This is a genomic window from Emcibacteraceae bacterium (assembly GCA_041396985.1).
GTDB lineage: Bacteria > Pseudomonadota > Alphaproteobacteria > Sphingomonadales > Emcibacteraceae > Pseudemcibacter.
In genome coordinates, this window is record JAWKXO010000006.1 from 1 (window position 1) to 14,404 (window position 14,404).

Genomic DNA, 14,404 nt, shown 5'->3' on the forward strand with positions numbered 1-14,404 from the left:
GACTGGTGTCACATCAACCGTAATTGTCTGCGGATCACTGTCGAGCGATCCGTCATTGACGGTAAAATTAAATGTTGCGTAATTGTCCCCATTCTCATCCGCATCCGGCATAAAGCTTAAGAGACCGATATTGCCCGCTGCAATATTATCGCCCGGATTAACCGGATTGCCGTCATAATAAAGCGTGCCGTTTGCCGGCAGATCAACAATGGTGATATGATCAAGACTATCGCCATCGATATCATCAAAAGTAAAATCCGCAGGCTGGAAGGTATATAAGGTATCTTCATTGGTGATGGCATCACCATCAGCAGATGTTGGTGCGTCATTCACAGGCGTCACATCAATGCTGAACGTATATTGCTCACTATCATCCGTGCCGTCATTGACGGTAAAGTCAAATGTGGCATAATCATTTCCATTTTCATCGGCATCTGGAGTAAATACAAGAAGTCCCAGATCAGCCGCCGCAATCTCATCACCCGCTGTTACAGGATTGCCATTAAAAGTCAGTGACCCCTGCACCGGCAGATTAATAATGGTAATATGGTCAAAACTGTCCCCGTCAACATCACTGAAGGCAAAATCATCAAGGCTGAAAGTATGAATATGGTCTTCTTCAATTACGGCATCATTATCTGCAGATGCAGGGGGATCATTAACGGGCAGCACATCAATTATGGCACTTCCTGGTATGGTGGAAGTTCCATCAGAAATAGTATAGGTGATCGGCAAATCATCGCCGTTAAAATCGGGAGATGGCACAAATGTGTATGTCCCATCACCATTATCAATGATTTCGCCATATTCCGGGTCAATAGTTACATCGCCCACTGTCAGCGGATCATCATCAGGGTCACTGGCATTGGCCAGAAGATCCTCGTCTGAAAATGTGACTGAGTTATCTTCGTTCGTCGCCCCCAAATCAATAAGAGACGTAGTTGGTGGAGAATTTTCATTCTGATTGCCATTATCAACAGGCAAATCAGGATTAACTTCATTAAAAAGCGGATTTATTACAAATGCATTCTGAATAAGTGGCGATCCACCAATGCCATTAATTTGGTCAGGCTGACTTGCATTCTGATCGTCTTCCAACTCAATCTGCGGAGTGGCCCGACCTGATGATTGATATTCCGTAATTTCCTGCTCAGGCGGTGTTTCAGGGACATACTGATTGCCAGGCCCTTCAATAAATCCACCGTCAGGAATTTTATAAGCACGCGCAGCCAGATCAGGTGACTGGGGGGATTGATTTTCATATCCTCCTACTTTGTCTTCGGGTCCGGAGGCTTTTCCGCCATCATCACCGCTGCCCAAATGGATGTTGGATTTTGTATGAGTATCATCAGTCTGTATCGGCGCTTCCGAAGAGAGACGGCTATCAATCTGCTCTTTGCTCTGAACCCTGTCTATCCCCTGCAGAATAGGATCATTCGGGTCCTGTTGCCCTGAATTTGCGATGTTCGTTTTTGAGCTTTGATCAGCCATAAAAATACTCCAACTTACCTTATTAGATATAAAATAATTTATATCAGAATTCTAAATTAGTATCTGTTAATATACTATATATATAACAATTCACAGATAGCATACCAATCAATGGTGAATATTTGGTTTCCAGCGATGGTAAATACTTCGTAAATAATAATTATAAATATGTCTTAAATAAGCATAAAAAATAAAATTAAATAAAAGATTAAGATTAGCTTAACCCTTTAATTATTATGATTTTTAGATAAAATTCATTTTTTAACGAATAATAAATATTCGCTTATTAAAATTTCAAACCAAATAAATTTAATAATCAATTCAAATAAACAGTTACAAACGTCAACGGAACAATATATAACTGGTTATGGTTAATTTTTATGGTTAATATAATTGAGAAAACAAATAAAAGAAATGCTTTATGATTCAGAGTAATAATAAATTCTCAAAAGATAATGTTGAGCAGATAAAAGAAGGCCTTAAACCAGTATTTCGAAAAGATATCATACTGGCATCAGCTGTGATTAATATTATGTCGCTGGCTCTACCAATGGTGCTTTTACAGGTTTATGACCGCCTTATACCGAATAAGGCATTAAACACACTCAGCATGCTGATTATTGGTCTTGTTGTTATACTTATTCTCGATGTGTTGCTTCGCTCAGCGAGGTCCTATCTTGTAGGGTGGATCGGCGCTCAATATGAGCATGAAACCGGTCTGGGAGCTATGAAAAGCATCCTGCGCGGTAATTTGGTTGAACTCGAATCCGTGCCATCAGGCGAACAGCTGGACAGACTAAGCGCTATTGACTCTATTCGGGACTTTTACGGAACCCAGGCCAGTCTTGCCATTATGGACCTACCTTTTGTGGTCCTTTTCCTGGCAATTTTAGGATATATAGGAGGATGGCTGCTTGTTGTTCCCGTTTTACTCCTTGCCATTTTGGGATCGGTTGCTTTCAAGCTCGGCGTAGAACTGCGTGATGCGATTGAAGAAGATGCCCTTTGGGAAGATCGTAAATACAGCTTTATCATTGAAGTTTTGCGGGGTGTTCACTCCGTCAAAAGCATGGCCATGGAAAATCTCATGGGTCGTCGTTATGAGAAGCTGATGGAGAACTGTTCCAAATCCAGCTATAATGTAATTTATCTTAACAGTCTTGCCCAGGGTATCGGCACTATTTTCTCACAGATAACAATGGTGGCTGTTGCCGCAATCGGCAGTCTTCTTGTGATAGATAATCAAATCACCTTAGGTATTCTGGCCGCAAGTATTTTGCTATCCGGTCGTACCGTTCAGCCGTTGCTTCGGGCGCTGGGCATCTGGACCAGATATCAACACATTCAGATTGCGCATGAAAAGCTCACTCTTGTTAATAATATTGGTCAGGAACGCACTAAAGAGACCAAAGAACTGGGAGCTGTCAGGACAGTTGAACTCAAAAATTTCTGCTTCAAATATAATAATAATAATGAATTTGCACTTAAGAATATAAATCTGAAACTTGATCATGGCGATATTATTGGTATTCGTGGCGGCAATAGTAGCGGTAAATCAACATTACTTTGGTCACTTATGGGCGGCCTTGAACCAACCAGTGGTGAATTGCTGATCAACGGTGAAAACCCGGAAAAATACAGCACAAACAGTCTAAGGAAAAGAATGGCATACCTGCCAAGCCAACCGGTCTTATTTCAGGGCACCATACTTGACAATCTGACAATGTTTCAGGGAGACGATAAAATTGATGCCGTCATGAAAGCCGCTGAACAAATGGACCTTGGCCAAATTCTGGTGCGCATGCCCGAAGGTTTTGAAACGATGGTGGGCGACGCGTCCCAAAATGAATTGCCCGCTGGTATAGTGCAAAGAATTGCTATTGTCAGGGCACTGGCTTCAAATCCTGACGTTATTCTGTTTGATGAGGCAAACTCCGGCCTTGATAGTAGTTCTGATGAAGACTTGAAGGAATTACTGGAAAAATTAAAAGGAAAATGCACCATAGTTCTTGTCAGTTTCCGTCCGTCATTGCTTAAACTGGCAGACAGACATTATGATTTGAAAAATGGCGAGCTGACCGAAATCAAATCACCGAAATCTGTGGGGGAGCTGACAAATGGCTAAATCCGGAAATCGATTGATAATTGCCAAAGCTGATCAGTTCGAGCAGGCATTAAACAGCGGAAAGATAGGGTCATTCACTGCAACATCATCATTTGCTGCCTGTATGCTTCCGCTTCTACAAGCCCTCGGCTGGCGTGGACAGATACGCTACCTGTTTGAAGCACTTCCGCATTTTGCCGACACACTAACCTTAACAGAATTCAGAAACACGCTGGCAAATCTGCATTATAAAACAGAGCCCGTTGAAGATGTTGATCTTGATACAGTTGATCCAAGGCTTTTTCCCTGCCTTTTCACTAACATGGATGGCAAGCCATATGTACTCTTATCAAAAGATGATAATGGAATAAAGGTTTTTGACAGTGAGCTCAAGTCGGAAGTCTATCTCGATGAAGGGGAAATGACAGGCAATGCCTATTTCCTTTCCACCAAATATGCAAGTCAAACCAACAAGGAAAAAGAAGAAATCCCGCCGGAAAATTGGATTGGCGATCTGTTCTTAAGATTTAAGAAAGAGATAAAAGAACTTCTGTGGATGACGTTTCTTCTGAATGTTTTTGCCCTGCTCGTCCCGCTATTTATTATGGCCGTTTATGATCAGGTTATCCCGTCTCAATCAGGAAAAACCCTGTTTTATCTTGTCCTTGGCATCAGTTTCGCCATTTTATGTGAAATTGTTATTCGTCTGCACAGGTCTAAATTTGTCGCCTATATCGGGGCAAGGGTTGAAAATATTGTGGCCACCGCGACGTTTGAGAAACTGCTTGGTCTTCCATCAATTATGACTGAATCTGCGCCTATTGGCACCCAGGTCTCCCGACTGAAAGAATTTGATGTCATAAAAGGACTATTTTCAAGCACACTCATAAATGTGGTGCTTGAACTGCCATTTGTCTTTATGTTTATTGCTGTCATTGCCGCTCTTGCCGGATGGCTGGCCCTGATCCCTGTCGTGATGATGCTTTTATTCTTTATAATTGCTGCAATCATGATCCCCGCAACAAAAAGAAGGGTTAGCAAATCAACAAGGGCACGTGCTCACAGGCATGGTTTTCTCGTTGAAACTTTGACAAATCTTCGCACAATAAAACAAACTGCATCAGAAGACGCATGGATTGAGCGTTACAGAAACCTTTCCGCAGATACTGCATATGCCCAGTTTCAGTCATCCCAGCTGTCATTCTTGCTGCAAAATCTTGCCCAGGCAATCATGCTTGGCTCAGGGGTGGCAACCATTGGCTTTGGTGTCATCAAAGTAATTGATGGTGAGATGTCGGTCGGTGCTATGATCGCGACAATGGCTTTGATCTGGCGTGTTCTTTCACCACTTCAAAATCTGTTTCTGACGCTCACAAGACTTGAATATACACTGAACAGCGTTAAACAGATTAACGCGCTGATGAAGCTTAAAACTGAGGCCAACCCAAGCCCGGATAATATCAGCCAACGCGAATTTTCCGGTCACATTCTTTTTGACCGCGTCAGCTTCCGTTATCGTCAGGGCAGCGAACCTGCGCTTCTTGGCACCAGTTTCGAAGTGCTTCCGCATGATATGCTGGCAATTGTTGGCCCCAATGCCTCCGGTAAATCAACGATCCTGAAAATTATTCTCGCCATGTATCAGAACCAGGCCGGCCAAGTTATTATTGATGGTATGGATATCCGGCAGATTAACCCAATTACATTAAGGCAAAATATTGCCTATGTGCCACAGGAGTCACGCTTCTTCCATGGTACGATTGCTCAGAATCTTCGCCTTTCAAACCCAACGGCTTCGGATGAAGAACTTTTTGAAGCCTGTGAACTGGCGAACCTGATGCCGGATATTGAACTGCTCCCGGAAAGATTTGAAACCAGAATTGGTGATCAATCCATTTACAGCATGCCGTCCGGTTTTAAACAACGATTATCACTGGCCAGGGCATTTCTTAAAAAAGCACCAATTATATTACTGGATGAACCAGGACAAACGCTTGATTTTGAAGCAGATAAAGCATTTATCGATTCACTGAAAAAATTAAAGGGGACGTGTACCATTATTATGATCTCGCACCGTCCCAGCCATATTAAACTTTGTGACAAGGTCCTTTCGCTGGAAAATGGCATGGTTGTCAATTTAGGCACGCCTGAAGATTTATATCCAGAGCAGGCCCCAAAAACAAAGCAAGTTGAAAACGGAAATAGAGCATAATGACTGACGAAAATGTAAATCCAACAATTGATGGAAAAAATGCAAAAGCCCTGGCCGTTAGTTCTGAAAGGAAAAAACTGGCTTCATTACTTGTCGACACAAAGAAACCGACCCAATATTATGCCAAGTTTCTTTCGCGCGCGACTTTGCTTGAGGAATCCGGACCACCAAAATCATCCATCAGCACCATAAGAATTATTGCGTCAATTATTCTATTGCTGATTGTCGGATCTATATTTGCAACATTGAACGAAACCAGTGTCGCTCAGGGGGAAATTGTTCCTTCCACATCCGTACAGCCTGTCCAGCATCTTGAAGGCGGGATTGTCGAAGCTGTTCTTGTCAAAGACGGTGATGTTGTTAAAAAAGGACAGCCGCTAATTCAGCTTGAAGCGACCTCAACACTTTCCGAGCTGGACAGGGTAAGAGCCCGTTATGTGTCTTTGGATATGCAGATGCGCCGCCTGCGTGATTTTGCTCTTGGGGAAAAGGCCGACTTTTCCGATTATGAAGATGAATATCCTGTCATCGCGCTGGACCAGGAAAAAATCCTAAATCAGCAGAAACAGACAAGAAAAGCGCAGGAAAGTGTTTATTTGTCCAAAATTGACAATTCCAGAAACCAGCTTTCTGTTCTTGAGCAACAGGAAAAATCCCAGCTTGAAGCCATGAATATTGTCGGTGAACAGCTCAAAATTCGTGAAGAACTGACTGAAAAAGGACTGGGATCAAAAATTCGCCTGCTTGAAATTCAGCGGGAATATAATGGCGCCAAAAGCATTTACGATACAACCGTTGAACAAAAAACAGGTCTTATCGCTAATATTAACGAAGCCGAAGGAAATCTTGTTCAGCTTCGCGAAAGACTGAATTCGGATGCACTTGATCAGCTTGGCCAGATGGTTGAAGAAAGCACACAGCTGCAATCTGAACTAAAAAGACTAAATGATAAAGTGGCCCGACTTGCCATCACCTCCCCCGTTGATGGTGTTGTTAAGGGTTTAAAATACCGTGCCTATGCCAGTGTTATTCCCCCTGGGGATATGGTTGCCCAGATCGTCCCGAATGGGGATAATCTTACCGCTGAGGTTCGCATTTCACCGCGTGATGTCGGTCATGTGAAAATTGGCAGTGAAGTCCTTCTCAAAGTCGATACCTATAATTATTCTCTTTATGGCGGTCTTTCAACAAAGCTGACAAATGTGTCTGCCTCATCCTTTGTCGATGAAAATGGCAATGCCTATTTCAAAGGTTATATTGACCTGCCGCAGAATTATGTTGGTTCTGATCCGTCTGCCAATCGTCTAACCCCTGGTATGACACTCGTTGCCGATATCAAAACCGGTGAAAAATCGCTTCTGGCCTATCTGATGAGACCAATCAGAAATGCCGTCAGCACCTCATTCCGGGAACGTTGATTATATCGAATTTCAAAAAAAGCCCCGTCATTTCTGAAGGGGCTTTTTTATTTCTGATTCACTAGAAAATCAAATTTTCTGCTCAATCGCATCCCAGATTAATGCGGCTATATCAGTGCCGTCAAAACGTTGAATTTCCTGAATGCCGGTTGGGGATGTTACATTGATTTCCGTTAAATAGTCGCCAATAACATCTATACCAACAAAAATCTGTCCCTGCCTTTTAAGTTCCGGACCAATGGCTTCGCAAATTTCATTTTCACGGGCGGTGAGCTCCGTTTTTCGCGCATCCCCACCCACATGCATGTTTGATCTGACCTCATCATCGCTGGGCACCCTGTTAATGGCACCAACAGCAACGCCGTCAACAAGGATAATCCTTTTATCGCCTTTTCTGACCTCAGGTAAATATTTCTGTACGATAAAAGGTTCGACATAAAATTCCTGAAACATTTCAATAAGGCTGCCCATATTCTGATCACCTGCTGCAATCCGGAATACTCCGGCGCCGCCATTGCCATATAACGGCTTTATAATAATATCGCCAAATTCTTTCCTAAAAGCCTTAACATCGTCCTTATTTCTGGTAATCAGCGTTGGTGGCATCAGTCCCGGATAACGGGTTAAAAATATTTTTTCAGGGGCATTTCTAACCGACGCCGGATCATTTACAACCAGCGTTTTTGGATGAATATGTTCTAAAATATGTGTTGCTGTGATATAGCCCATATCAAAGGGCGGATCCTGCCTCATTAAAATCACATCAATATCAGAACCAAGATCAATTTGTTCTTTCTCACCGACAGTATAGTGATGTCCTAGCTCCCGCCTGAAAGTGAGCGGTTTGGCGTGTGCCTTCACTCTGTCCTTAATATAGGACATATCCTCTACAAGATAATGGAAGAGCTTATGACCACGCTTTTGTGCCTCAAGCCCCAGCGCAAATGTACTATCCCCGTTTATATTAATTGTTTCCACAGGGTCCATCTGCAGTGCCACATTTAAGCTCATTTATTATTCACCTTTATCTATATCACCTTTAATAAGTTCGAAGACGTTCGGTTTATTATAGGCCCGCATTTCTTTTAATGTTCTGAGAATCTGTTTTCTCATTTCCTCATCATTGCTATCCATGTTTTCGTCCATAAAATCCAAACAATCAAGCAAGTTTTTCTTTCCTTCCTCAACACTTCTGGTATGGATCTGAAGCATGCCAAGTTCATATTTATGTATGATTTTCCCGGGATCAATATACGCGATCCTTTTTAATGCATTCATCGCCAGATCAAAATCACTGACATTTAGACAGCGTATTTTAATATTATTAAGAAGCCTGACCAAAATTGCCCTTTTACCAAGGCGCGCATGGTGCCAATGCTCCAATTTCTGACTCCCGCCGGAAATTGTTTCAACCAGTTCTCTTAAATCCTTGGCATCAAGTATTTTTCCCTTATGAAAAGGATCAATAATCACCTGGTCATTCTTACCATATAATCGGATAAGAAAATGAGCCGGAAAATTTACCCCCTCAGCAATCCATCCCTGCGAATGAGCTGCATGAAGATATAAAATTCCCAGACTGATCGGCAACCCCCTGCGTCTGTCGATAACAGACATCAGGTTCGCATTTTGCAAATCATCATAAAATTCATCATCCCCTTTATATTCATGGCGGCCCCACATGACTTCGGTTAGGGCTGCGGCTCTTTCCTCGGCACTGATTGCTTCCTGACCTTCGGTTGCCATATCCAGTTTTATGATTTCCAGGTGATGACGGTATTTCTGCAAGGAAACCCCCGGACGGTCGAGACTGGCAAGCATCAGTGCCGTTTCTGCCAGCTCAATTTCGTCTTCCGGGATATTCCCAACATTTTTTAAAAATTCAATTTGCTTATCTAAAGTCGGGATCATTCCTACCACGCATTTTTAATATGAACAGGCCACCTCCAGGGGATAATCAGAATCATATCACATCTGTATAGGTTATTCTCATTATTATTGTGATCAGATTCACTTTTCAAGTGTGCCATATAGTATTCTGCTGCCCTGTTGATACGGTTGATCTGTTTTTGTGAAAGGGAATATGCTAGCTTTTGAATAATCATCCCGTGCCTTCACTTCACAAAAAATAGTGAGCGGTCCTTTTCTCGCAATAATATCAATTTCGCCGACCCGGGTTTTATAGCGCCTGGCAACAATTGAATAGCCTTTAAACCTTAACATCAGGCTTGCAAATAACTCGGCAAGTTGCCCCCATTTATATGCTTTTTTCTTTGCCGGTTTAACCATTATCCGAAAGCTCTAGCGCGCGTTTATAGACTTCCTTACGCTTGCGCCCGCTCATATAAGTCACCGCGGCCACCGCCTCTTTAACGGAAAGTGTTTTTAAGGCATTTATGAGGGCGTCATCAAGATCGTCAATTTGCTGATCATTTTTTGCGGGCTGGCCGACAATGATGACAATTTCCCCTTTGGGTGTCTGCCGCGCTTCAAAATGTTCAATAAGATGATCAAGATCGCCTTTCTGAACCTCTTCATATAGTTTTGTAAGCTCCCGGCAAACAGCTGCCGGGCGATTACCCAGAACGGTTCTCAAATCTTTGAGTGAATCCAGAAGTCTTTTAGGCGATTCATAATATACAAGCGTGGTTGGAACGGATGAAAATCTTTCAATTTCCTTTTGCCTTGCCACAGTTTTGGAAGGAAGAAACCCGCAGAAAAGAAAATTATCGCTTGCCATACCGGAAACGGTCAGCGCACATAAAACGGCACTGGCACCGGGAAGACTTGTAACCATTATGCCTTCTTTGCGGCATTCATTAACCAGCTTATATCCGGGATCTGAAATCAATGGCGTTCCTGCATCGCTGATAAGGGCAACAATTTTTCCGGATTTTAAGTCTTCAATCAGTTTGGGCATAACGCTTGTGGCGTTATGATCGTGATAAGATATCAATGGTTTTTTGATATCATAATAGGATAAAAGTTTTCCACTGACCCTTTTATCCTCGCAGGCAATAAGATCGGCTTCATTCAAAAGATCGAGCGCACGACTGGTAATATCACCCAGATTTCCAATGGGTGTCGCGGTAATATAGAGCCCACTGGTAAAGGTATTTCTTCTTTTTTTATCCATTTTTACGTGAATTCCACACCATTGCCATAATTCAGCACTAGCCTAACTGAATTCCTTTGGTATAACTAATGAAATATTGAAATTGCAATGAAATTAGAAGGTTGGCAATTGTCACTTAGAAAACTCGCAGACTTTGTTATAATAATTATAGCTTCCGTGATTATTACTGCCTGTGGCCCTGAAGAAGGGTCCACTCCTGTTGCCCTTAGTGCACCACCTGCACCAGACGGGGACATTGAACATGCACCACCGCAGAATATCATAGTACCGGATGATGATGACTATTTCGCTGAGGAGGATAATCGGCCGGCACGCCTGAAAATCAATATTGGCATTATGTTGCCACTGACCGGTGATACGGCAGAGGTCGGTCAGGCCCTGCTGAATGCAGCGACACTGGCCCTGTTTGATGCAAAAGATAAACGCCTGGTGATGATACCGACCGACACCCATGGCACACCACAGGGCGCTATTGACGCAGTCAATCAGCTGATTGAAAAAAATGTGGATATTATCATCGGCCCGTTATTTTCAGAAAATATTAAAGCGGCACACCCTATTGCCAAAGAAGCCGGTATAAAAATGATCGGCTTTTCAACGGATGAGGAAGTTGCTGGTGATGGTGTCTATCTTTTCAGCTTCAGACCTGAAGAACAGGTGGGACGAATTATCAAATATGCATCCAGGCAGAAACATACAAAATTTGCCGCCCTGATCCCGGATACACTTTATGGCAAACGCATTATGAGCGTTCTCGAACCACTTGTTGCCAGCCAGTTTAATGAATTGACCGAACTGGAAATTTACCCGTCTGATTCATCAATGCTGGATGACCCCGTAAAACGTATCGCCAATTATGATTATAGACGAAAAGAATTTATTGATGAAATGAGGTTCCTGCGATCATTAGGTCAGAATGATGATATGGGTCAGGAATATATGAATAAGATAAAAAATATGGAAACACTTGGAGATGTCGATTTTGATGCCATACTGGTGCCGGAAGGTGGTTCAATGCTGGGCTCAATTGCGCCACTGCTTTCCTATTATGAAATTGATCTGGAAAAGGTAAAAGTCCTTGGAACCGGACTTTGGCATGACCCGATGCTCTTTAATGAACCACAGCTTCAGGGCGGCTGGTTTGCCTCCCCCGAAGATGAACTGGCCAATAAATTCATTGAGCGCTATAAAAAAACATTTACAAGAACGCCGCCACGACTTGTCACGCTGGGATATGACGCCATGGCCTTGGTTGCCAATATTGTCCGCAGCCAGAAAGCCCCGACATTTTCTGACAGAATTCTGACTAATCCTGATGGTTTTGCCGGTCTTGACGGCATTTTCCGTTTTCACCGCTCCGGTCTGGTCGAACGCGGCCTTGCGGTCTATGAAATCACCACTAATGAATTTTTGAAAATTGATCCGGCACCAACGAGCTTTGTTGAAAAAGACAGACCGCTTTATGTCGAACTGCCGATAGATTTCAAACCAAAATTTGACCCAGTATTTGGTTTAACAGGGGACGGCCCTTCTCTGTCAATTGAAACAGATCTGAATGCTCTGCCGACAGGAAACCCTGAGCTTTCAGCAATTCCACCTTCTCCTTTTGAATAAAAGTTTCCAGTGGAAAACCAATACGTGTTTCAAAATCTTTGATGTCAATTCCTTTTGTTAACCGCAGCCCCATCATAATCATTTCTTCTGCCATCATAGTGCCGCTTAATGGGTCTGATATTTTTGTTGCGTGACCGCGCGATAAAACTGACTTTAACCAGGTTTCGGGTTTTTTATTCTGTTCAGTTGCGTAAGTCTCATTTTTTATCGTAATGCGGCCATGGGCTCCCGCGCCCACACCAATATAATCCTGATAAGTCCAGTAACAGAGATTATGTCTGCTTTCCTCACCCGGTCTTGCATAATTGGAAATTTCATAAGCCGGATAGCCATTTTCAGCGCATATTTGATTTGTAAGCGCATACATTTCCGCTGATAAATCCTCATCCGGAATGATAAGGTCTCCTAACCGCCAACGGCCGTAAAAGGGCGTCCCTTTTTCAATAGTCAGCTGGTAAAGGGACAAATGCCCGTTCGCCATTTTAATGGCTTGCATCAGTTCTTTTTCCCACTCAGCCGTGGTTTGTCCCATGCGGGCATAAATCAGATCAAAATTTGATCTTTTAAAATATTTCTGTGAAATTTCAATTGCTGCCATGGCCTCTGCCGCTGAATGCTCCCGGCCGAGCGCTTTTAAATCCTGATCATTCAGGGCCTGTATCCCCAATGAAACCCGGTTGATCCCCGCACCGGAAAAATCGGCAAATTTTGACGCCTCAACACTGGTCGGATTGGCTTCAAGCGTGATTTCTATATCGTCACTGATTGTGAAATTTTTTACCAGCCTGCTTATCACCGCTTCCACCGTCCCGGCCGACATCAATGATGGCGTGCCACCACCGAAAAAAATACTTTTTAAAAGTCTCTTACCGACAAGTTGGGAAAAATGATCAATTTCGCTAAGTAAGGCATTTGCCATTTCCATTTCATTTATTTTTTCACGGACATGACTGTTAAAGTCGCAGTATGGGCATTTGGACAGGCAAAATGGCCAGTGAACATAAACGGAAATTGTTTCAGGATTTAAAACACGCATCGATCAATTTCTTAAAGGCATTGGCCCTGTGGCTGATGGCATGTTTTTCATCAGCATTCATTTCACCAAAGGTCTGCTCATACCCGTCAGCAACGAACATCGGATCATAGCCAAATCCATTTTCGCCCCTGATCGGCCAGACCAGTTTTCCATGAACCTGCCCTTCAAAAGTTTCGACATGCCCGTCGGGCCATGCCAGCGATAACGCACAAGCGAAATAGGCACCACGGTCCTTTTTCCCAAGTTCAAGATTTAACTTGCCCATGGCATAATTAAAATCCCGTTCTTCTTTCCAGGGGTTATAGGCATAACGTGCTGAATGTATGCCCGGCGCCCCATCAAGCGACGGTACAACCAGACCGCTATCATCAGCAAGGGCAACCAGCCCTGATTCATGACTGGCCGTTTTTGATTTTATCTCGGCATTGGCAATAAAACTGTCCCCGTCTTCCACAGGTTCCGAAAGATTAAGTTCCGCTGACGATAAAACCTCCACCCCAAACGGGGCGAGTAGGTCACTTATTTCGCGTACTTTCCCTTTATTATGGCTGGCAACAACCAGTTTATTCTCTGCAAATTTTCGGGCCATCAAACGTTAAATCCCCAGCGTTTTTCGCTGCATTTTTGTTATCTGATCAATCCCCATTCGGGCAAGGCGCATCATGCGCAGTAATTCTTCTTCACTAAATGGCTTTTCTTCAGCTGTGCCCTGAATCTCAATAATCTGGCCCGAGCCAGTCATGACAAAATTGGCATCGGTTTCAGCACTGCTGTCTTCATCATAATCAAGATCAAGGATCGGTTGACCATTAAATACGCCGCAGGATACGGCCGCAACTTCATGCTTGATGGGAATAGATTTAAGCATACCATCCGCCACCATTTTCTGTAAACACTGGTAAAGGGCAACATAACCACCGGAGATAGATGCGGTTCTTGTACCCCCATCCGCCTGAATGACATCACAATCTATTTTTATCTGACATTCCCCAAGTGCATCCATATCAACCGCCGCCCTTAAAGAACGGCCAACAAGACGCTGAATTTCCTGCGTGCGCCCTGACTGTTTACCCCGGGCAGCTTCCCGACCCATTCGTCCATGGGTGGAACGGGGCAGCATACCATATTCACCGGTGACCCATCCTTTTCCAGTTCCTTTTAGGAATGGTGGTGCCTTATCCTCCAATGTTGCCGTGCATAAAACATGGGTATCACCAAATTTTATCAGACATGATCCTTCGGCATATTTTGAGAAGCCGGGCTCCATAGAAATGTCTCGCATTTGATCCGCACTTCGGCCAGAGGGACGCATATATTTTCTCCATATGATTAAAATGATTTCAACGGTTTTACATGCTAATTGAATTCTTTTCCACAAAATATAGGGAATTTT

At 43.3% G+C, this 14,404-nt stretch carries 11 protein-coding genes and 1 pseudogene; 4 read left to right on the forward strand and 8 right to left on the reverse strand.

Features of this window, described 5'->3' with window-relative positions; all coding sequences use genetic code 11:
• Positions 1-1,491 (reverse strand): tandem-95 repeat protein (locus R3D86_14370; protein MEZ5759403.1); only part of this gene is annotated, 1,491 nt, incomplete at its 3' end.
• 421 nt (positions 1,492-1,912) lie between these two features.
• On the opposite strand from R3D86_14370, the gene R3D86_14375 reads away from it, so the two are divergent.
• Genes R3D86_14375 through R3D86_14385 form a run of 3 tightly spaced genes read left to right on the forward strand, consistent with a single transcriptional unit; the run spans position 1,913 to position 7,225 of the window.
• Entirely contained in the window at positions 1,913-3,616 is a 1,704-nt protein-coding gene (locus R3D86_14375) for an ABC transporter transmembrane domain-containing protein (GenBank protein ID MEZ5759404.1), read from the forward strand.
• Positions 3,609-5,807, forward strand: a complete 2,199-nt coding sequence (locus R3D86_14380) for a peptidase domain-containing ABC transporter (GenBank protein ID MEZ5759405.1) — start codon at positions 3,609-3,611, stop codon at positions 5,805-5,807. Before R3D86_14375 ends, R3D86_14380 begins: the two co-directional genes overlap by 8 nt.
• Positions 5,807-7,225 carry an HlyD family type I secretion periplasmic adaptor subunit gene (locus R3D86_14385; GenBank protein MEZ5759406.1) on the forward strand — a complete coding sequence of 473 codons (1,419 nt, stop codon included), beginning with the start codon at positions 5,807-5,809 and terminating at the stop codon, positions 7,223-7,225. The genes R3D86_14380 and R3D86_14385 overlap by 1 nt, the downstream gene beginning before the upstream one ends.
• A gap of 69 nt (positions 7,226-7,294) precedes the next feature.
• Here R3D86_14385 and gshB read toward each other — a convergent pair whose 3' ends face one another.
• From gshB to rsmI, 4 genes are all read right to left on the reverse strand, one after another.
• Positions 7,295-8,236, reverse strand: a complete 942-nt coding sequence (gshB, locus tag R3D86_14390; GenBank protein MEZ5759407.1) for a glutathione synthase — start codon at positions 8,234-8,236, stop codon at positions 7,295-7,297.
• 3 nt (positions 8,237-8,239) lie between these two features.
• Positions 8,240-9,136 carry a transglutaminase-like domain-containing protein gene (locus tag R3D86_14395; GenBank protein ID MEZ5759408.1) on the reverse strand — a complete coding sequence of 299 codons (897 nt, stop codon included), beginning with the start codon at positions 9,134-9,136 and terminating at the stop codon, positions 8,240-8,242.
• A gap of 99 nt (positions 9,137-9,235) precedes the next feature.
• Complete coding sequence (locus R3D86_14400) at positions 9,236-9,514, reverse strand: YraN family protein (GenBank protein MEZ5759409.1); 279 nt, start codon at positions 9,512-9,514, stop codon at positions 9,236-9,238.
• Entirely contained in the window at positions 9,507-10,361 is an 855-nt protein-coding gene (rsmI, locus tag R3D86_14405; protein ID MEZ5759410.1) for a 16S rRNA (cytidine(1402)-2'-O)-methyltransferase, read from the reverse strand. Before rsmI ends, R3D86_14400 begins: the two co-directional genes overlap by 8 nt.
• Before the next feature lie 87 nt (positions 10,362-10,448).
• Here rsmI and R3D86_14410 point away from each other — a divergent pair.
• Positions 10,449-11,639: pseudogene (locus R3D86_14410) on the forward strand (penicillin-binding protein activator).
• 205 nt (positions 11,640-11,844) lie between these two features.
• On the opposite strand, the gene hemW reads toward R3D86_14410, so the two are convergent.
• The 3 genes from hemW to rph are packed head-to-tail and all read right to left on the reverse strand — an operon-like array spanning position 11,845 to position 14,323.
• Entirely contained in the window at positions 11,845-13,011 is a 1,167-nt protein-coding gene (hemW, locus tag R3D86_14415) for a radical SAM family heme chaperone HemW (protein ID MEZ5759411.1), read from the reverse strand.
• On the reverse strand, positions 12,992-13,600 hold the full coding sequence (gene rdgB, locus R3D86_14420; GenBank protein MEZ5759412.1) for an RdgB/HAM1 family non-canonical purine NTP pyrophosphatase: 609 nt from the start codon (positions 13,598-13,600) through the stop codon (positions 12,992-12,994). The genes hemW and rdgB overlap by 20 nt, the downstream gene beginning before the upstream one ends.
• A 6-nt stretch (positions 13,601-13,606) precedes the next feature.
• Entirely contained in the window at positions 13,607-14,323 is a 717-nt protein-coding gene (rph, locus tag R3D86_14425; GenBank protein MEZ5759413.1) for a ribonuclease PH, read from the reverse strand.
• Positions 14,324-14,404 lie beyond the last annotated feature (81 nt).